This is a genomic window from Patiriisocius sp. Uisw_017, from assembly GCF_047731265.1.
Lineage (GTDB): Bacteria > Bacteroidota > Bacteroidia > Flavobacteriales > Flavobacteriaceae > Patiriisocius.
In genome coordinates this window covers 1,622,294-1,642,765 of the sequence record NZ_CP159835.1, presented here as the reverse complement: position 1 = coordinate 1,642,765, position 20,472 = coordinate 1,622,294, and the positions used below count along the sequence as shown (strand labels likewise).

Annotated in this window: 18 protein-coding genes and 1 pseudogene; 14 read left to right on the top strand and 5 right to left on the bottom strand. The window is 35.0% G+C overall.

Annotated features, from left to right (window positions below):
* Together ABXT67_RS07365 and ABXT67_RS07360 are read left to right on the top strand one after the other, a co-directional pair.
* Positions 1 to 1,146 (top strand): TolB family protein, encoded by a 1,146-nt coding sequence (locus ABXT67_RS07365; RefSeq protein WP_415376623.1) that lies wholly within the window; start codon positions 1 to 3, stop codon positions 1,144 to 1,146.
* Between the two features lie 150 nt (positions 1,147 to 1,296).
* Complete coding sequence (locus ABXT67_RS07360; protein ID WP_415376622.1) at positions 1,297 to 2,691, top strand: glycosyltransferase 87 family protein; 1,395 nt, start codon at positions 1,297 to 1,299, stop codon at positions 2,689 to 2,691.
* A gap of 30 nt (positions 2,692 to 2,721) precedes the next feature.
* On the opposite strand, the gene ABXT67_RS07355 is transcribed toward ABXT67_RS07360, so the two are convergent.
* Both ABXT67_RS07355 and ABXT67_RS07350 read right to left on the bottom strand, forming a co-directional pair.
* A complete protein-coding gene (locus tag ABXT67_RS07355) occupies positions 2,722 to 3,603 on the bottom strand; it encodes a pseudouridine synthase (protein WP_415376621.1) in 882 nt (293 codons plus the stop codon).
* A gap of 487 nt (positions 3,604 to 4,090) precedes the next feature.
* Positions 4,091 to 5,065: a carbon-nitrogen hydrolase family protein gene (locus tag ABXT67_RS07350; RefSeq protein ID WP_415376620.1), complete on the bottom strand. Its 975-nt coding sequence runs from the start codon at positions 5,063 to 5,065 to the stop codon at positions 4,091 to 4,093.
* 699 nt (positions 5,066 to 5,764) lie between these two features.
* Between ABXT67_RS07350 and ABXT67_RS07345 the strand changes: the two are divergent.
* The 8 genes and pseudogenes from ABXT67_RS07345 to ABXT67_RS07310 form a co-directional block, all read left to right on the top strand.
* Positions 5,765 to 5,923 (top strand): annotated as a pseudogene (locus ABXT67_RS07345) (IS3 family transposase); the annotation flags it as partial.
* A gap of 158 nt (positions 5,924 to 6,081) precedes the next feature.
* Complete coding sequence (locus ABXT67_RS07340; RefSeq protein ID WP_415376619.1) at positions 6,082 to 6,468, top strand: hypothetical protein; 387 nt, start codon at positions 6,082 to 6,084, stop codon at positions 6,466 to 6,468.
* A gap of 9 nt (positions 6,469 to 6,477) precedes the next feature.
* Complete coding sequence (locus tag ABXT67_RS07335) at positions 6,478 to 6,744, top strand: hypothetical protein (protein WP_415376618.1); 267 nt, start codon at positions 6,478 to 6,480, stop codon at positions 6,742 to 6,744.
* Between the two features lie 577 nt (positions 6,745 to 7,321).
* A complete protein-coding gene (locus ABXT67_RS07330; protein WP_415376617.1) occupies positions 7,322 to 8,806 on the top strand; it encodes a sodium/proline symporter in 1,485 nt (494 codons plus the stop codon).
* 561 nt (positions 8,807 to 9,367) lie between these two features.
* Positions 9,368 to 9,859, top strand: a complete 492-nt coding sequence (locus tag ABXT67_RS07325) for a hypothetical protein (RefSeq protein WP_415376616.1) — start codon at positions 9,368 to 9,370, stop codon at positions 9,857 to 9,859.
* Between the two features lie 1,003 nt (positions 9,860 to 10,862).
* Complete coding sequence (locus ABXT67_RS07320; RefSeq protein ID WP_415376615.1) at positions 10,863 to 12,140, top strand: ammonium transporter; 1,278 nt, start codon at positions 10,863 to 10,865, stop codon at positions 12,138 to 12,140.
* Between the two features lie 688 nt (positions 12,141 to 12,828).
* Entirely contained in the window at positions 12,829 to 13,254 is a 426-nt protein-coding gene (locus tag ABXT67_RS07315; protein WP_415376614.1) for an acyl-CoA thioester hydrolase/BAAT C-terminal domain-containing protein, read from the top strand.
* A 367-nt stretch (positions 13,255 to 13,621) separates the two neighbouring features.
* Positions 13,622 to 14,410, top strand: a complete 789-nt coding sequence (locus ABXT67_RS07310; protein ID WP_415376613.1) for a DUF3050 domain-containing protein — start codon at positions 13,622 to 13,624, stop codon at positions 14,408 to 14,410.
* A 933-nt stretch (positions 14,411 to 15,343) separates the two neighbouring features.
* On the opposite strand, the gene ABXT67_RS07305 is transcribed toward ABXT67_RS07310, so the two are convergent.
* Together ABXT67_RS07305 and ABXT67_RS07300 are read right to left on the bottom strand one after the other, a co-directional pair.
* Positions 15,344 to 16,249, bottom strand: a complete 906-nt coding sequence (locus ABXT67_RS07305; protein WP_415376612.1) for a geranylgeranylglycerol-phosphate geranylgeranyltransferase — start codon at positions 16,247 to 16,249, stop codon at positions 15,344 to 15,346.
* Positions 16,250 to 16,260: 11 nt separating this feature from the next.
* A complete protein-coding gene (locus ABXT67_RS07300) occupies positions 16,261 to 17,199 on the bottom strand; it encodes a mevalonate kinase (protein ID WP_415376611.1) in 939 nt (312 codons plus the stop codon).
* Between the two features lie 174 nt (positions 17,200 to 17,373).
* Here ABXT67_RS07300 and ABXT67_RS07295 point away from each other — a divergent pair, with 174 nt between their 5' ends.
* The 4 genes from ABXT67_RS07295 (at position 17,374) to ABXT67_RS07280 (ending at position 19,187) form a co-directional block, all read left to right on the top strand.
* On the top strand, positions 17,374 to 17,583 hold the full coding sequence (locus ABXT67_RS07295; protein WP_415376610.1) for a hypothetical protein: 210 nt from the start codon (positions 17,374 to 17,376) through the stop codon (positions 17,581 to 17,583).
* A 262-nt stretch (positions 17,584 to 17,845) separates the two neighbouring features.
* Positions 17,846 to 18,031: a hypothetical protein gene (locus tag ABXT67_RS07290; protein WP_415376609.1), complete on the top strand. Its 186-nt coding sequence runs from the start codon at positions 17,846 to 17,848 to the stop codon at positions 18,029 to 18,031.
* 636 nt (positions 18,032 to 18,667) lie between these two features.
* Positions 18,668 to 18,898 carry a hypothetical protein gene (locus ABXT67_RS07285; RefSeq protein ID WP_415376608.1) on the top strand — a complete coding sequence of 77 codons (231 nt, stop codon included), beginning with the start codon at positions 18,668 to 18,670 and terminating at the stop codon, positions 18,896 to 18,898.
* A 34-nt stretch (positions 18,899 to 18,932) separates the two neighbouring features.
* Positions 18,933 to 19,187, top strand: a complete 255-nt coding sequence (locus tag ABXT67_RS07280; RefSeq protein ID WP_415376955.1) for a T9SS type A sorting domain-containing protein — start codon at positions 18,933 to 18,935, stop codon at positions 19,185 to 19,187.
* Here the strand turns inward: ABXT67_RS07280 and ABXT67_RS07275 are convergent.
* Complete coding sequence (locus ABXT67_RS07275) at positions 19,184 to 20,287, bottom strand: diphosphomevalonate/mevalonate 3,5-bisphosphate decarboxylase family protein (protein WP_415376607.1); 1,104 nt, start codon at positions 20,285 to 20,287, stop codon at positions 19,184 to 19,186. The genes ABXT67_RS07280 and ABXT67_RS07275 overlap by 4 nt on opposite strands.
* Positions 20,288 to 20,472 lie beyond the last annotated feature (185 nt).

The following is a 20,472-nucleotide window of genomic DNA, read 5'->3' as shown; positions in this document are numbered from 1 at the left end:
ATGAGACTTATTCTACCCCTACTTTTTGTTTGTTTATTGTTTTCGTGTAAAAAAACTGGTGCCGAGGAAAATTCAGCTCAAATTTCTTCCGAAGAAAAAACTAAAGTATCCACTACAAACCGAGAAGCATTCATAGATACTGAAACTAAAGACACGCTAATTTATCCTGAAGAGCGTCACTTCAAAAACATTCGCCAAGTAACTTTTGGCGGAGATAATGCTGAAGCATACTGGAGTTTTGATGACAAACAGCTGGTATTTCAATCTAACTTTAAAGACTGGGGCGTGCAATGTGACCAAATGTTTTTAATGAATGCTGATGAGAAATTTAAGGGTACACAACCCCCTATGATTTCCACAGGAAAAGGAAGAACCACCTGCGCATACTTTTTACCAGACAACGAACATTATGTCTACGGAAGCACGCACCTTGCAGATGAAAATTGTCCCGAAGTTCCCCTTCGTAAAAACGGAAATTATGTTTGGCCAGTATATGATAGCTTTGACATTTTTGTAGCAGATCTTGACGGAAACATAACGGGCCAATTAACAACCAACGTTGGCTATGATGCGGAAGCTACGGTATCGCCAAAAGGTGATAAAATAGTCTTTACTTCAACAAGAAGCGGAGATTTAGAATTATGGACCATGAATATTGATGGAAGCGATAAAAAGCAAATTACCGATGAACTTGGTTATGATGGAGGCGCCTTTTTCTCTCCAGACGGCACTAAGTTAATCTTTCGTTCTTCTCGCCCAAAAACAGATACCGAAGTGAAAAAATACAAAGATTTACTAGCCGACGGATTGGTAGAACCAGTTGATATGGAACTCTATATTTGTGATGCAGACGGAAGCAATTTAAAACAGTTAACCAATTTAGGAAACGCGAATTGGAGTCCGTTTTTTCATCCTAGCGGAAACAAAATATTGTTTAGCAGTAATCACGAAGCAGTTAGAGGCTTTCCTTTTAATTTATATTTAATAGATCTCGACGGAAAGAATTTAGTGCGCGTTACGCACGGTGAAACTTTTGACGCTTTTCCAGTTTTTAGTAATGATGGAAAGTATTTAGCCTTCTCTTCTAATCGTAATAATGGTGGCGGTAGAGATACTAATTTGTTTATTGCGGAGTGGGCTGATTAGTTTCGGTACCATTTTTAGACATCCATACTGGCTATCTAAAAATGACTCAACTACCTTAGATTGTTCACATTGATTGAAGAGTTTAGATGGTTTAATTTTGAATTTTGTTAAGTTTTCGACTTCGCTCGAATAGACGTAGGAAAATTGTATTTGGATTTTTTAAAACCATATAAAAGCATACTTCTTCCAATTATAGGAAGCACCCTTTTATACCTTCTTTTTGCATACACCCTGGAACGTAGTGATTTTTTAAACCTCCTACTCCTCTATTCAGGATTGTTCTATTGCGCTTGGCAAATTATCAATGTAGCTGTCTTTAACTTTTGGGCACTAGCAGTAATTGGAGTGCTTTTTAGACTGATTTTCTTACCCGCTATTCCCAATCTATCACAAGACTTTTATCGATTTTTATGGGACGGACAAGTATTGGTTCAAGGAGTTACTCCTTATTTATTTACGCCAGAGCAATTTATGGAAGCTAGTGGGTTGGGCTTCGACAGCACCCGTCTGACAATGAAAAATTCGAGCGAATTAGTTACAGGAATGGGCGAACTAAACGCTAGTCATTACAGTAATTATCCCCCCATTAACCAATTATGTTTTGTCATTGCGGCACTATTTGCAAAAAGCTCTATTTTAGGATCTGTCATTATACTAAGAGTTTTAATCATCGCAGCAGATATTGGAATTCTCTACTTTGGGAAGAAGCTTTTAGAAAAACTGAATCTTCCCATTAAGAATATTTTTTGGTATTTCTTAAATCCGTTTATCATTATTGAGCTCACTGGTAACTTGCATTTTGAAAGTGTAATGTTATTCTTTATGGTATGGTCGCTTTATTTACTGCATAAAGACAAGTGGTTTTGGGCAGCAGTTTTGTTCGGGATCTCAGTTTCAGTTAAGCTATTACCCTTGTTGTTTTTGCCTTTGTTTATTGGCTTCGGCTCCGCTCAACTCGCGAGACGAGAATTTTGGAGATTAAAAAACATCAAGCGAATTGCTGTTTTCTATGGTATTGTGCTTGGCACTGTATTGCTCACCTTTGCTCCTTTTTTGTCTTCAGAATTTATATCAAACTTTTCAGCAACCATTGGACTTTGGTTTCAAAATTTTGAATTCAATGCGAGTGTCTATTATGTTATTAGAGGAATTGGTTTTCAAACGGTGGGATGGAATATTATAAGCTCTGTTGGGAAAATTCTACCTGTGATCGTAGTCTTGTTTATTCTAGGAATGTCCTTCTTCCGAAGAAATGATACTTCTCAAAAGCTACTTACCGCCATGTTGCTTTGTGTCTCTTTATACTTCTTACTTTCAACAACGGTACATCCTTGGTATGTTGCAACACCCCTAATCCTATCTCTATTTACTAGGTATAAATTTCCTATTGTATGGAGTTTTATGGTAGTGTTCTCTTATGCTGCTTATGGTGCCGACGGTTTTCATGAAAATCTAGGGCTCGTTGCAATAGAATATATAGCGGTGATTGGAGTTGCTCTTTGGGAGCTTAAAACAAAAGAGCCCATTCAAGTTTTAAAAACTTGAATGGGCTCTCTATTTATAAATCTTAGAAGCTTATAGCATAGAAAAAAGCTCTACTTCTTGTTGGGTTAATATTTTCCAACGACCTCTTGGAAGGTCCTTTTTTGTAAGATGAGCCATGGTCACACAATCCAATTTAACAATGTCATAATTTAAATCTTTAAAAATATCACGGATAACACTGTTTCCCATATTTTTAATTTTGAGTCCGATTTCCTTTTTTGGCCTGTTGTCTACATAGCTTATTTCTTCTACCTCGACCTTTTTACCGTCTATAGTCAAGCCTTCTTTAATTTTTTGAAAATCTGCTGCTTTTAGATTTTTATCTAGCTCGACGTGGAACAAACGCTCCATTCCCTTTTTACTTAACTTTTCTTTAAGCTTATCGTCGTTTGTAAAGAATAACAAGCCCGTTGCATTTCTTCCCAATCTGCCTATAGGCGTGATTCTAGAGGAAGAGGCGTTTGCTACTAGATCCATTACCGTATTGCCTTTGCTATCGCTGGTAGTAGTTGCAAAACCCTTTGGCTTATTTAGTAGCACGTAGGCCATAGGTTCTGGATTGATGCGACGGCCATCAAAACGCACATCATCTTCCAGTTTTACCTTATAACCCATTTCGTTAATTATCTTACCATTCACCGTTACTAGACCGGTAGCGATAAATGTATCTGCCTCACGACGTGAACAGATCCCACTGTTTGAAATGTATTTATTCAATCGAATTCCATCAGTAACAGGATTTGATTTTTTAGCAGCTACTTTTACCGGCTCTTTAACGCTGCCTGTATTTTTTGCTGCCTGCTCCCTTTTATGTGGTGCATTTCCTCTTGCTTTTATTTTGCCTTTACCTTTGTCTTTGTTGGTATGACTACTTGATGTCTTTCCTTTTCTGCTATTGTCGTTTCTGCCCATGACGTTTCCCCCTATGAAGAGTTTTTTAGTTCCCTGAATTTCAGGAGTTTTAAATTGGGCGCAAAGATACGCTACTTAATTTAGAATTTTCATTTCAGGATTAAGAATTATTAGTTCAAAAAATGGACTTTTTAATTTCAGATTAGAAATAATCCATTCAATCTAAAATCCACATTCCCCTGCACGCATGGGATAGTCATTTAAATTCAGGGCTGGTTTTAGATTCCGAGAAAGCCCCCCTTGCGAATTTTCAGGTAAAAATATTTATTTGATGAAAAATAGTGCCAAAATTTATCCCACAATAAATACAGCCGATGAGCTTTCGCAACTCCACCTTCCGAATTTGGAAAAAAAGCAGATATGTATTTTCAAATGCTGCCGAAATTCACCTTCCCCCAATACGCGTGTGCAATTTATTTTGTTTCATTTATAATTATCAGCCGCTGGGAGAAGGAACTTAGATTATTCTATTTTTGAAATTTATATTTTATTTTTTGTTGTTTTCAAAATTGCTAAACTCAACTGTTGATTGCCTTTCTCTATTCACCTGTAATTTTGTAACATCGGGTCTTGAGTAATGCCCAACAGGATCAAAGTTTTGTCGCTCTTCATAGACACGATTAAAATCTATGGTATGATAAATATTCCCGTTTGTTGTTGTATCCGGTTCGACAAGCCATTCGCCATCAGGGCCTGCAATGCAACTTCCGCCGTTCGCTAAAACTTGGGGTGCTTTTTCTAAAATCTTATCCAGATGAAGGGTGTTTTCAGGAAAGTCACTTTTCCGCATTAGCGCCGAAACCGAAATCACAAAGCTCCTAGATTCTCTTGCTATAAAACGGGTAATGTCTTTGGTATTATGATCGCTGCCAGGCCATACTGCAACGTGCAAGTTCTCGCCTTGACCATATAGGGCGGCGCGCGGTAAGGGCATCCAATTTTCCCAACAATTAAGACCTCCTACGGTAAATTGCTTTAAGGAGTGTACTTGCAGTCCATTGCCATCGCCGGGAGCCCAAGTAAGGCGCTCGTCGTAGGTGGGTTGTAACTTGCGGTGCACAGATTGTATGATTCCTTCTTGATTAATATATACTAAAGATGCATAAACACTATGCCCACCACGATCTAAAGGGCGTTCTATAATACCCAAATACATGGCCATTTTGTGTTTTTTAGCCAACGCACAAGCGGTGTCTAAATCGCCATCTTCAATAGTTATTGAATTGCGCACATAGGCTGCGTGGAGTTCTTTATTTATGGTTTGATTCCACTCTGCACCTCCTGTTAATGAGAGCCAAAATGGATATCCTGGCACTAGGCCTTCCCCAAAAACAATAAGTTCTGCTTTTTCTTTTGCGGCTTCTTCAATCTGATGGTATATTTTTTTAAGGGTTGCTTGTTTGTCCAACCAAACAGGCGCTATTTGCGCTAGAGCAACTTTTAGCGTGCTTTCATTTTTCATCCTATAAAATTACAGAAGAAAAAGGATTTAAAAGAAGGAAAGAGTCGTTTAAACTTTAAATTGAATGATTTCTATTTACTATATAACGATCGCAATAAACTGTTGATGTTCTGAGCGTGTTGAGGTGTATCAAAGACAAATTGTATTAAATGATGAGGTACCGCACACTTGATTAAAAACAAATAAATTAAGAAACAACTACATCAAAACGAAATGAAAAAAATAAACTGTTCTTAATAATAGCTGGTATCGTGAATAAAAACCTCATTCTTGTCTTCTTGTTGTTGTCAACTATTGATCTGACATCTCAGAACTACCCTTCTCCGCTTATAGATATAAACCTATCAAGAGGCACAGAATTACGGGTACTGAAGTTGGCGGTATCTGTCACTGTCAAGTTCACCCAATCGGTAGCTGGAACAAGCGACAGGGTGAAAGTAGAAGAGGTTTTGAGGCAAACCAAGGCTTGGCTTGAAAAAATCAATATAATCTACGGCAGAGAATACTGCGTGCGTTTTGAGCTTTTGTCAGATAATGAATAGCGGAAATCATTTTTGCCAATGCCAACACAGACCCCTGGCCTGCCATGAGTGTTTCTGGTTGCGATGGTTCAGCTAATATTCTGAACATCCAATCCAAAGTAATTGATGCGCTAATTGGAGTAGAAAATTATGATTTCAGCCCTGTAATATTGGGGGATTTAAATGGAGGCTGTGCAGGTTCAAATTTACCTCTAATACACAATTATACGAATCTATAGATTGGTACAATACCAAAAGAGTACACTCCTCCTTAGGCTATTTAACCTCTTTAGAAATGGAAATAAAACCAAACAGAATAATCAACAAAGCGGCCTAAGAAAATTAGTCGCAAAATTACTAGGAAGTCCAATCTCTCTATGAATAATTGTTGAACAACTAATTAGAAAATCTCTAAAATATGAAGGAATCATATACTATCATTTTTAACAAAAAAAACACATATATAAATTAGAACTTAGCCATTTTTTACTGACTATGAGTTCTGGCTTAGATGCTTTAGATTTTGGAATAGAAGGAAATTCGGCTGCTGCTGAAGACAACTATCAGAATTCAAATGATTGGTTAAAAACAGTATTGGAAGCTTGCAGGATAAATGAACCAGGAACTCAAACCAATTATGGTTCTACAAATCCATTTTTACTTGGAGTAAGTTTAAACGAACGTTTAGAACAACCGTTAGCACTGTATATGGATCAAAAACTTTTATCCCAACTTGGAATTACGAACTATATAATTCAAACAGAAAACACGTCGACGACCCCTTATTTTGGTACTGGCACGTATTTAACCCCCATAGACAAGCTGAAATTTGGACAATTATACCTCAATAAAGGCACTTGGAAAGGGCCACAAATTACCTGAAAAAATTGGGTGGAAGAATCCTTCAAAAAGCATTTAAGACTAGAGAATACAAATGATAAAAATGAATACGGTTATTTATGGTGGCACAAAACGTATGTTATAAATAATAGAAACATAGCATCCATTGAAGCTAGAGGTGCGGGAGGTCAGAATATTTTTGTTATACCAGAGTTAAACACAGTGGTCGTTATTACTTCTGGAAACTATAGAAATGGGAAATATCAACAGCCTGAAAAAATATTAGAAGAGTACATTCTTCCAGCAATTTTAAAATAAAAGGCAAGAAAACGATTCCTTACATCGCTAATAAAAAAATATTATTTGGTGATTATTTGATTAAAGATAAGCCCCTAAAAAAAGCAAAACTTACAGCTGCCAGCATAGTAGATTAAAAAAAAACCTGCAGTTAAAAGAGCATTTTCCCGATTAGAATAGCAATTCCAGGAGGTATAAAAAGTGATAATAAAGAACTTTTAGATTATACTATTGCTCTATTCACTAAAAAATAATTTCGCTCAAAAACGAATATAACCCATTGTTCTCTTTTTTTCCTGCTTGTGAAGCCAGACAAATTTCCCTCTCGTTCCTTTTTCTTTACTGCTTTTAACGCCAGCCCCAGCAACGAATCAAGCATTACAAACATGGACTCTGTATAAAAACAATAAGGCGTTCTAAAAGCAATATAGGTAAAAGTAAAAAAAATACTACCTTCACCGTAAACAAACCAACCCTTAAGTAGTTGTTAAAAGATAGCTAGTCAAGCGCGTCTTCTAAAGAAGATATTGCAGCGCTTTAAAAGACACCTTAGCTTTTGTTCTACAAACACTCTTTTTTTGTATAAATAAAAAAAACAATGATCACAAAAATTATCGTCTTAGGAATTTATGTTGCTATCCTATTTTTAATAGGAATATTGGCTTCGAGAAGAGTCAAAAGTATGAGCGATTATTATTTGGGAGGAAAAAAAATGGGTTTCTGGGCTGTCGCTTTCTCTGCTAGAGCCACTGGTGAATCTGGATGGCTTTTAATTGGCCTAACGGGAATGGGAGCCATGGCAGGGTATTCTGCATATTGGGTGGTTGCGGGTGAACTCCTCGGAGTTTTTATCTCTTGGCAATTCATGGCCAAAAAATTTAAACAAAGGTCTGACGATTATAAGGCAATTACAATCCCTGATTACCTTCAAAGTCATTTTAAATCATCCACCAACACGCTTAGAATGATCTCTGCTTCTGTGTTAGTAGTATTTGTGGTTATTTATGTTGCTTCCCAGATGGACGTTACAGGAATTGCTTTTGAATCCATGCTAGGCATTGACTATCGCATAGGCGTGCTCGTTGGCTTTTCCATTGTGTTGGTCTATATTTTCATTGGAGGATTCGTAGCCGCAGTTTGGTCAGATATGTTCCAAGGTGTTTTAATGTTTTTCGGTTTGGTTTTACTTCCTATTGTAGTGTGGTTCTCCATGGATCATGGTGCTGGAATTACCGAAGGATTAAACGCCATTGACCCTACCCTAACACAAATAATGGGGAGAAGCGATGACGGATGGATGAACTTATTTACCATTTTGGGGTTCTCGATGATTGGCTTAGGCTTCCTAGGATCTCCACAGGTTTATGTTCGTTTTATGTCCATCAAAGGTGTAGGTGAGATTGATAAAGGGAAATGGGTTGCATTGCTGTTTACCTTTTTAACAGATGCAGCAGCAGTAACGATAGGTATTCTCGCTCGAATCTATTTTACAAAAGAAGGACAAGACCCTGAAGCAATATTAGGAACTGGCGGCGAAGATGTTTTAAGCATGATCACCAACGAATTCTTACCAACAATTCTAGTAGCAATCTTTATTGCTATTGTACTTTCTGCGATTATGTCAACAATTGATTCGCTACTTATTTTAGCCTCTAGTGCTATCACACGCGATTTCTATCAGAAAATTTTTAGACCCGATTTAAAAGATGAAGACTTAACCAATTTTTCACGCTTGGTTACTGTTTTAATGGCACTAGCCGCGCTTGGGATTGCAATCCTATTATATAACCTATATCCTGACAGAAAAATTTTCTGGATTATGATTTTTGGATGGTCCGGTATTGCAGCTACTTTTTGTCCTGTAATTATTCTATCTCTTTTCTGGAAAGGCTATTCTGAAAAAGGGGCAATTGCTTCTATGATTACTGGGTTTTTATCAGTAATACTATTCAAGTTTGTGTTTGCAAATATGGAAGTAATAGGGCCCTATTTTATAGAATTAGATGTTCTGGCGCCTTCTTTCGCCTTGGCCATGATTGTAGGGTATATCGTGTCTAAAATATTCCCTCCCAAGAATATTTAAAAAAGCGATGGAAATTAGTGAGAAAATCTTTGGAGCATTTCTTAATAAAGAAAAATTGAACATTACATGCCACCAATATTTAAGAATTGTAAAGATGAGATTTGCCTCTGTATATCCACATTATCTTAATTTACTAAGACAGAAAATAAAGATAGAACAAAAGAAACTCTACTGACTAGTGTTATTAGATGGAGGCTTACGAAAAGGATATAGCTCCCATAACGTTATTTTGGAGTAAACCTTAATTTTGAAACCGCCTTCCATAATGACGGTCGGCAATCAACATTTACAAACAATGAGTTGTTTATAATAGCCTACTTTGGGCATAGATTTGATCCTCCTTAAATAATTAAAAAACCCATGGGTTGCATCAACAGAAAATTTGATTTGTAAGCTGCTATTTATCCTAACATTAAAGTATAAACATGGGCTAATTAATCTGTTATATTTTGGTCGAAAAGATTTATCTTTACTAAAGAACCTTAGAAGTATCCAGTATAATTATGCCAAAAGATATGATTATACCACTTATACACAATTAAACCATAAACTATATTCATTATGTATCGAAATAATAAAAACCAATTTCATTTTTTAATTATTTGCCTATTATTCATAACTATTACACAGGCTCAAAGCCAAGAAACAACAACTGCTATACCAAAATTTGAAGTGAAAGTAATTACAAGTGTAGAATCTATTGTGCCACTTGGTTTAGGAAGATCTAGACTTATCTCCGGAAATGAAGAAAGAGATTATACGAAATTTACCTCATCGCAAACCGAAGATGATAATTCCAGAAATAAATCAAAACGTAAAGATATTCGTTTAAAAGATTTTGAAGAAACAAAACTCTTAAATTTCTATAACATAGCAGGCATACGCTTTCAAAATATCGCAGCAAATGACGCGATAATATCTTCTAAGATAACAATGATGTTAGCGGAAGGATGGGATTTAGTTTTTGTTACAAGTGCTGTTGAAAGTGATTCTGGTGAAGGTGACGGAAATGGAATTTTTATCACTAGATATATCTTTAAACGTAAAATTTAAGACGACTATAATTTATCTATAATCAAATATTGGGGTGAAGCTTCTCTTCTATCCTTAAAATAGCGCTAGGGTTACAAGCGTTTGTATTATTTTAATATAGAAAATACAGAAAGAAACATTCATTGGTAGCGCTTATAAATAACAGCATAAAGCATTTTTTAACCTTGAGCCGTATTTGAAACCATGTGATTAAAAAAGCCCTACACCCGTAGCGTTTTATTATTTACTCAACATTTGTAGAATAAATAATGTCTGTATGAAGAATTTCTTGTATTTATTTATGGTTTCAATCATACTTGATTATTGCGATAAACCCAAAAATAAAAGTTAGGCAATTAAAAATATGGAATTGAAAGCGAAAAAAGCTGACAACTTACTTTCAACGTGTAATCTTCAAAACCAATGCCTGGTATTTAAAATATAAATATGAGGTAGTTGACTATGTCTTCTTTTTCCAAAACTTTAATTTTTTAAAGAAGTTTGTCACTTTAATTTCTGTTCTGGCATCCTTTATAACTTTATCAAACTAGACTCTATTAGCAAAAATATGACGGTTAATAATTATTTTTCCATCTTAGAGTTCAAAAATATCTCTAGACTTTTGCTTAGATAATTTAATAATATCTCTCCCTAAATGATAAAAAACAAACTAAACAAAACACTAAACTCAATTAGTATTTAGAATGCCATATTGCGGTTGATGACTATAGAACAGGCCTATATAATTAAAATTGATTTCAGAATTGGGTTGAAGAATTGGGTTGAAGAATTGGGGATTGCAAAGCAATCATTAAAAAAATGCATTTCCTATTGGGACGATATTAAAAAGCTAACTCAAGTAAGGGTATTAGTAGCTTAACGAAGCTCGTTACATTTCTGCGCATCAATTATTAAAAAAAGCTTTAAATATTATTTATAATTTATTAGTTTTAAAGCTGTTAAAATTCTTGAGATTTTTAGCGATACCATTTATGTGTAACCATACTCCAAAACGCTAACCAACATGGGTAAAAAAGTCAATTTCATAGTACTCGCAGTTTTAGTTGCCTTTAGTGCTTTTACCGCCTCTAGTTATCAAGAACTATCATCAGAAATTGACAAGGGAGATACAGCTTGGATGTTAGTTGCAAGTGCTTTTGTATTACTTATGACACCGGGACTTTCCTTTTTTTATGGGGGAATGATTAATAAAAAGAATGTTATTTCTACGATGCTCCAGAGTTTTGTGGCACTCGGGGTTATTAGTGTTCTTTGGGTTCTTGTAGGTTTTAGTTTAGCCTTTGGAGACAGTATAGGAGGTATTATAGGAAACCCACTTACCTATTTAAATTTTAAAAATGTAGGTCTTGAACCTAATCCTGAGTTTTCTAGCACTATCCCATTTTTACTCTATGCACTTTTCCAACTAAAATTTGCCATAATAACTCCAGCTCTAATTACGGGGAGCTTTGCAGGCCGTGTAAGGTTTAGAAGTTATATTTTGTTTATGGTTTTATTTAGCTTGTTTATTTACAGCCCCCTTGCTCATATGACCTGGCATCCAGATGGTCTATTTAGAAATTGGGGAGTCCTTGATTTCGCTGGCGGAACCGTTGTACATATGTCTGCAGGATTTGCCGCATTAGCAGGAGCTCTTTATTTAGGAAAAAGAAAAGTAGCTGTTGAAACTCACGCAAATGTCCCTTTTGTTATTTTAGGTACGGGCTTGCTTTGGTTTGGATGGTTTGGTTTTAATGCAGGTTCTGCTCTTGGAGCAAATGGTGATGCAGTAATTGCTTTTGCAAACACCAATATAGCTTCAGCAACCGCCATGATAACGTGGATTTTTTATGAACGCATGCTAGGGCGAAAAATGTCAGCAATAGGAGCTTGTATAGGCGCTGTGGTAGGTTTAGTCGCCATCACTCCGGCCGCTGGGTTTGTTAATATTGGCCAGTCTGTACTTATTGGGTTTGTTGCTTCCATTGTTTCTAATTGGATGATTCATCTAAAAAACAAATCTGGAATCGATGACACCCTAGATGTTTTTCCTAGTCACGGAATTGGAGGAATTGTAGGGATGGTTTTAACCGGGATCTTAGCAAATAATGTGGGATTAATCTATGGCGAAACCTCAACCTTCTTCTATCATTTAATTGCACTTGCAATAACCTCAGTATTCACTTTTGGAGGTAGTTTATTATTATTTAAAATAGTAGACGTACTTCTAAAAATGAGAGTGCGAGAAGACCAAGAAGAGAGAGGTCTTGACATAAGTCAGCACGGTGAAAAGATTGAATAAAATAGCTGGCTAATTCTACACAATTAGTATGACAGCCCAATATTGTTATTGTTTTATAATTCATGAAAATTGGTTTGTATGCCCTTTTCTAAGACCAGTATTTAGCATTAGGTTTAATAATAGAGGTGATGAACATGTGGGTTTTACAGAAAAAATCTGCTGTCCATTATCATTACTGGAAGCTTGCAAATAGGATATAGCCCCATTAACATTATTTTTAGTAGAAACCTTAACTTTAAAAACACGTATTATAATGAGGATATCAAATAACAGTTATAAACAACGAGTTGTGTGTAACAACCTATTTTGGATATAGATTTAATCTCCCAAGCTTCATTAAAAAACATGTAGCTTGAATTAACAGAAAAATTGGCTTGTAAATTGTGCTTTAGAAAACACTTGAAATTAGAGAGAGCAAAGAGGGTCTAAAATGTTAACGAGTAAGTAGACCTGTACTTAAATTATATATATTCGGGACATACCTGCGATGACTCTCCATTTTTAAAATGAAAATGTTACGTGACAAATGTTATCATATAACGACTTATCATTAATTAAAAAATCACAATAAACACTTTAAACAGCGCTGCGAATAAATAATAAAAATAGCAACTATTAAAAAATGTCTTGAAAATTATTTCTGCGACCACATTGCTAATTCTCATTGTAGTAAGTCTAATTTATATCTGTGTTTCACCTTTCCCTTATTCCAGAGTTCAGAGTCAGCTTCTTAATTCCAACACAAAAACCCTATAAGCCTTTAGAAACTAAAAGAATCGAAAACAACTCCATTAAAATCGAAAATCTAAAATGCCCTATATTATTAATCTCTGGGGAAGACGACCTTCAATGCCCATCGGTAATGATGAGTAATCAAATTAAAGCCAGCGCAGAGAAGTATAAATTCAAATATGAAATCAAGCATTATTCGTATGAAAATGAAGGTCACCAATTCGATGAACTCCCATTTATTCCACAAATAGATTTTTCCAATACTAGCACTTGTAAATCAGGCGGAAATTTTCAAGGAAACCCATTAGATTCCATAGATTCGTGGGATAGAATATTTGTATTTTTAAATAAACAGCTCGATAGTTTGGAACTAAATAAGTAATAAACCCGATAACACAGGTAACCACCTCAAAACGGACTTATTTTTCTTGAATCAAGCGCTAATAAGACGTGTTTAAAGCGGCTAAATTTTTAATATGGATGGGCAGCAAACACTATTTTTAAGTAAGGCCACATCATTTTATAATTGCATTAAAAATATTGGTTCTCACCCCACTTTTCACTAGTTTATTAAGTCGTTTTGATACTCAAAACGACTGTACTGTCAATCGTAAGTCTTTTAGCGCTATTTGATATTGTAAAGACAAAAAGACCAATCTTATTCTAGTTCTAATACGAAATGTGTAATTTTGTAAATAAAATAGAAAACGGAATGGCTATTAGTCAGACTGCCCTTATATACAAGCAAAATGAATAGAATACAACACATAGAAAATGAGATTTCTGAATTAAGATATCAATTGCAGAATCATAATATTTATCAAAATTTAAATAATTTAGAGGACATAAAAATATTTATGGAAAATCACGTATTTGCCGTATGGGATTTTATGTCACTTTTAAAAAATCTTCAAATAAATTTGACTAAAGTTGAGACACCTTGGACACCTCCTAAAAATTCAACGCTCTCAAGATTTATAAATGAAATTGTTCACGGTGAAGAAAGTGATATTAATGAATTAGGAGAACCTAAAAGTCATTTTGAAATGTATTTGGATGCGATGTTACAGGTAAGTGCAAATACAGATAAAATAAACAATTTTATAAAACATATAGAATCAGAGAATTCTGTCGAATATTCATTAAATGAAATTAACATAGACAAAAGAGTAGCAGATTTTGTAAGGTTTTCATTTTCAATTATTGAAACAAACAAACCGCACCTTGTTGCCTCTGCATTTACATTTGGACGAGAAGATGTTATCCCAGATATGTTTATCGAAATTCTCAAAAATTCCGATTCTGGAAACAAGTCATATAACAAATTAACCTATTATCTTGAAAGACATATAGAATTAGATGGAGATGAACACGGACCGCTATCTCTTAAAATGATTTCAGAACTTTGTGGGAATGACGACAAGAAGTGGAGTGAAACACTAACAGTAGCGAAGCAATCATTAGAGAAAAGAATTGGTCTTTGGGATTCAATTAATGACTTAATTCAAAATAAAGAACCAGCATATAACAATGCATAAAACCATAGGGCGTTTGTTCTTAATTTAAGGTTCTGTGAATATTAACTAAGTCCGCTAAATATAAAATTGGGTCTTTATAGAAGAAAATATAAAATCAACTTGGCCAGTTGCACTTATAACTTGAACTTACAAAGGCCAAAATTAATAGAATCTTAAATATTATAGTTGGCGGACTTTACAGTATGGATGCGTTTTTAGTTTTGGCGCTCTTTTCTTACCCATCAATCATGTGTTTTTTTTTGTATTTCTTAGCGGCATTGAAATTGCCATAACTCTTCTAATTGTTTATGTTGCTTGGAAATTTTCCACCCAGCTAGAATAATATTAGTACCGCAGTACAACACAAGTAACTAAACTATGCACCTCAAGATAATACCACCCTTTTCCTCCATTATTTGGGCATACAATATCTTTTGCGGATTAAATATTGAAATTGTACCGCTCTGATTACTTGTGTCAACCTGAGAATTTATATTTTTTTGAGCATTTAAAGTGATATTCAAAAAACAAAAGATAACTAGCATTAAAAATGATAGTTTCAGATAAAAAATTAAACTTATTAAAAAACACCTAACACATTATATATCAGAATATATATTAGCCACTTATATTAAACAAGTAATAGCCACATATTTTGAGTGACTTTCAAGTAATCAAAAGCTTCAAGGAATATAATCATTCTTCTTGGACAAAATAAAAACTCACCAAGATTTAGAATAGCAGCTATTGTGTTAAAAGTGAGCGCTCCAGAAGACCAAAAAGATAGAGGTATCGATAAGCCAGCAGAGTTAAAAGATTCAATAAACTAAGGCGAGACATAGTCACCCAGCTATTAAATAAAAAAGAAACCTAAATCCAAAATTTAAAAGCGAATAAGAGCCTCGGGGTATTAAAGTAAAAGACTGTATAAAATAGCTGGCTAATTAAACATCGTTAGTATACCCTATCTAAAACTAGCGCTACATTAATCAACACAATGCTAAATACACCTGCTACAATAATAAATTTTAAGATGTTGTGCAGCAAGATATAGTGAAATCTATTCTCAGCTTTCCAAAGTATAACAACAAAAACGGCCAAGGCAATACTACTGCCGTAGAAATAGAAATTCATATACCCAATTTCAAATCGAGTAAGCAATAACGCTATGGGCACTGTGGTCGCAATAGCCAAAAAAGTGATGAGTCTTTTTGAAAGTTTCTCGCCATACACTACAGGAATGGTTCTATAATTTTGCGCTAAATCCCCTTTAATGTTTTCAAGGTCTTTTGTAAGTTCCCGCATCGCAATAAGTAGGAATAAAAATGTTGCGTGTACAAAAATAACATTGTTGAAATTCTGATAATATATAAAAACTGCAAAAAATGGAATAACCGCCAAGATTGCCGCAACGAAATTGCCTACAAATGGATATTTCTTTAGTTTGTGTGAATAAAACCAGATCCCAAAAATGTACAGTGCAAAGAACAATACTGCTCTAAAAGAAACATAACTCGCAAAAAAGACCGAAAGGAAATTGAGCATAAAATAACCAGACAACTTTGTTCGCTGGCTTACAATCCTATCTAGCTTTGTTTTGAGAGGCCTGTTAATTAAATCCTTTTCGCTGTCATAAAAATTATTTATAATATATCCTCCAGCAATTGCTACAGAAGAGGCTAAAACAAGCATTAGCAAATTAGGATCTAAAATCACCTTTCGCAATGGCAAATGAGGCGCTAGGATATAAACAGATGTTAAATATTGAGCAATAGCAATTACTAGAATATTATACCCACGTACGATAGATAGAAAGCTGAAAAACTTCAACAGAAAATGTTTTTGTTTTCGGCTTAGCATACTATTAAGTGCTAAAAATTATAAACCACTTCTAGATTGTGGTCTTTCAAAGCCGTGCGTGCTTTGTTTATATCTTCTGTAAACCCTAACATGTAGCCACCACCACCAGATCCACAAAGTTTTAAATAATAGGCATTGCTATCAATTCCCTTCTTCCAAAGTTTATGAAATTCTTCCGGTATCATTGGCTTAAAGTTATCTAAGACAACCTTGCTAAGTTCCTTTACATTGGTAAAAAGAGATTTTGCATCTCCGTTTAAGAAATCATTTACACAAGCATCAGTATGCTTTACAAATTTATTTTTCAACATATTACGGAAACCTTCTTGTTTCATGTTTTCCATAAAAATATTGACCATAGGAGCAGTTTCTCCCGTAATACCGCTGTCCAGTAAAAATACCGCACCCTTACCATCTACTTTTTGAGAAGGAATGTTTGCGCTTTCAATATCATCGTGACTATTAATTAAAATCGGGAGGCTCAAATAACTATTTAGTGGGTCTAAGCCAGAAGATTTTCCGTGGAAAAAAGATTCCATATTTGCAAAAATATCTTTGAGCGTGAGTAACTTTTCACGCGTAAGGTTTTCAAGAATAGTTATTTTATTGGCCGCGTATTTATCATAAATAGCCGCTACTAAGGCGCCACTACTTCCTACACCGTATCCCTGTGGAATACTACTGTCAAAATACAAGCCTGCAGCGACATCTTCTTTTAAACCTTTAATATCAAAAGAAACCAACGCTGGGCTTTCAGTCTGTAAATTTTCTAAATAATCTGAAAAAAGACGCAGACTATCATTGCTCTTTGAAGTAGTAATTGTTTTGTGTTCGTCCACTTTTAAAGCCCCCTTAAAGAAATTATAAGGAATAGACAATCCTTTGGAGTCCTTGATAATACCATATTCACCAAAGAGTAATATTTTTGAATAGAAAAGTGGGCCGTGCATAAGATGTTGTATACGTTAAAGATACAAATTTAACACAAAGATACCTCAAAAATGTAACATGGAGCATTAGGTCAAGTCGAAATTAACCAAAAACAGCATCCTTTTAAATAACTGAAATTTCGTGTCTTACCTTAAAATTTCGAGATAAAAAAAACCTTATTTATAGCTATTTTTTTGGCTAGCAATTTAATATTGTGGAGTCAAGCTCATACTTGGACAGGAAATGGAAATGGTGTTTTCTGGTCAGGTCCTTTAAATTGGGATATGGGGACGGTCCCATTACAAAATGGGGAAGGGACAGTTATAATTCCTGCGGGAATAGAAGTACTCTCTACCTCTGCCATCATTTTACCAAAGGAGAGTTTGCTGGCGGAGGAACATTGAACAGCAACGGATGCCGCTAAAAATTTATCAAATTTCACTTTAAAAAATACAGGATTTATAACAATAACTAAAGCCGCTGGAATTTCAAACCCAGCGCCTTTTTTTTATAAATGATCAAGCAAGTTTAATTTCACAACCTCAACAGGGACTTATAACACTAGAGGATGTTGACCTAAGTTTTAACACACCAAATCCCGGTTTATTAAATATAACAAGCTCATTTTTTAAAAATAGTCCGGACAATCTCACTATCGACTCAAATATGTATCTCTGCTGTTATGATTTCACTGTAGCCGAAGTCAGCTTGCTTGTTGAACCCTTTAATCAGGACACAATTTTAGGACCTACAATTAAGATAGAAGAAAATGCGAGCTTAATTTTTAGTGGTGCTAATAATTTGGGGCCTAGCGGAGCCTCTATTAACGGCTACAGCAATGGTTATTTATAAATTAAAAATAATGGTATAACGCATCCTACGGTCATCGGCAATTTATTTTATAGCGTAAACGGTATATTAACTTGGGATGACGTTACCTTCTTGGGAGGTGGGACATTTAGAATACAAGAAGCAGATCTTCTTATTACAGGAAACCATGACATTACGCTTGATAATGTAGACTTGCAGGTGCAGCCCGTAACCGGATCGGCAATCATGGGAACTGGAAATCCATTCAATATTTTTCTTGAATATGGCGCTAGGCTCTGAAGTTTTAGTAATGAATTTTACTTAGACGGCGGTACTTTTATAGTAAGTGGAACAGGTAATGAACAGTTTGGAAATTATGGTATTTTAAACTCGACTATTGACTATGAATTTAATGGCTTAGAATTTACAAACAACGAATTAATCTTATTAAATGAAGGCACCATATTAATTGATGACGCCTCAAGTTTTTCTAATTATTTTTTTTAAGATGCAGAATTTCCAGAATTTATAGAATATGGGGCTTTACAAGGTTCTGGAACATTTCAATTTCTAAGGACATTTACAATTCCAACAGCTAACAATGGATATTTTGATCCAGGACCACGAATTCAACAATTAAACACAACAAATTATAATCAAACAGAAACTGCTAAATTATTGATAGATATTAATGGGTATGTTGCTGGAGTTGATCATGATTTGATAGAGAACGTAAATGAAGCATATTTTAATGGTGGATTCGCTGTTAATCTAACTTTTGAACCACAAATTGGCGATGAATTCGTAGTATTCACATCAGATTCTGAAATCACAAATTGTTCCCCAGAAACCAATACAACCGCAAGTTACAACAACTCAAATCATGTGTTTGATATTCTTTGCAATTAGCAGAACGTAACACTTAGACCTTCACAAATACTTAATAACAGATAAGACATTATTTAACCTACAATCAAATCCCATTACAACCGAAGCAGTTTTTGTTATAGAAGCATCATCAATAACCGAAGATTCCATCATAACAATTTATGACCTAACAGAAAAAAAGATAGCAACTAGCACGAATATTACTGAAACGACAACACTCAACTTGGAGCGATTTGCAAACGGACTATATCTTGCAAAATTTGAATCTAATGACAGGTCTAAAACAATAAAAATACTCGTCCAACACTAAATTATCGAGGCACCCATTCCTAAGGTATCTTCAATAAACTCGCCATTTTTACAAAACGGAGCTAAGTCATTTTTAATAAAATCTATCACCTTACTTTTTTCGTTTTCAGGATATAAAACGTGTACGTTAGCCCCAGCATCTAAGGTAAAACAAATGTTGCTTTCTGCTTCTTTTCTGTACTCCCAGATGCGATTAATAATTTCTAGCGTATTGGGTTTCATTAAAATAAAGTATGGACTGCTTGCCATCATCATCCCGTGCAATTGGAGTGCTTCACTTTCCACAATTTTAATAAATTCTGAAATATCACCCGATTTAAAAATAGAAATGAGTCTTGAAAGATTATCATTTGCCGTTTTAAAGCGAGCCTCAGCATAGGGGTTTTCATCCATTAAATCGTGCCCTACGGTGCTACTCACCTGCTTTTCGCCTTTGTCTACTAATAAGATAGTGTCCTGATAATTTGTGAAATTCTCATGAACTTCATAGAGATATTTGGTTCCAAAAAGATTACTGCTTCCCTCAATGGCTGGATGTTCGCCCCACACTACAAGTGGTCCTTCGATACTTCGCGCAGCGCTTCCAGATCCTAGTCTTGCTAAGAAAGATGCTTTCCATTCGGTTCCCCCCAGGACAGGCTGAGCGTTGTTTTCTGATCTGTATGCCTTGCAGAGTCGAAGTTCTAATTCAACCAAGCACATAGCCAACGCACTCATTCCACTGGCACTACTTGCAATCCCACTGCTGTGCGGAAAGGTATTTTTGGTATCAATTTTAAAAGTATACTCTTTGATAAAAGGAACGTACTGCTCTATTCGCTCAAAGAATTTGTTGATTTTAGGTTCAAAACCTTCTTCCCGTTTTCCGTCCAGATACACTTCAAACTGGAAGTCATTCGTTGGTTCTCTTTTTTCAAAACGCATGGTCGTTTCTGTTCTACAATTACTTAGTGTAAAACTAACCGAAGCATTTTGAGGCAACTGCTCACCGTATTTTCCCCAGTATTTAACGAGTGCAATATTACTAGGAGCTTGGCAGGAAATACTCCCTTTATCTACTAAGTATGAATACGGTTTTGGAATAAAATGAGTGGTGTCCATCAACAAAAATTATGACTGTAAAGATAAGAAAATACTATCCTTCTAAAAATTTCTAAAAAAAAGTTGATGCTGTTTTAAAAAGGTTTCGATGCAGTGATATAAATCTAAAATTAATTCAACTTAAAATATGCCAATTATGAAACGTCCATCAATTTTAACAAACTTATTGAAGATGAAAAAACTGG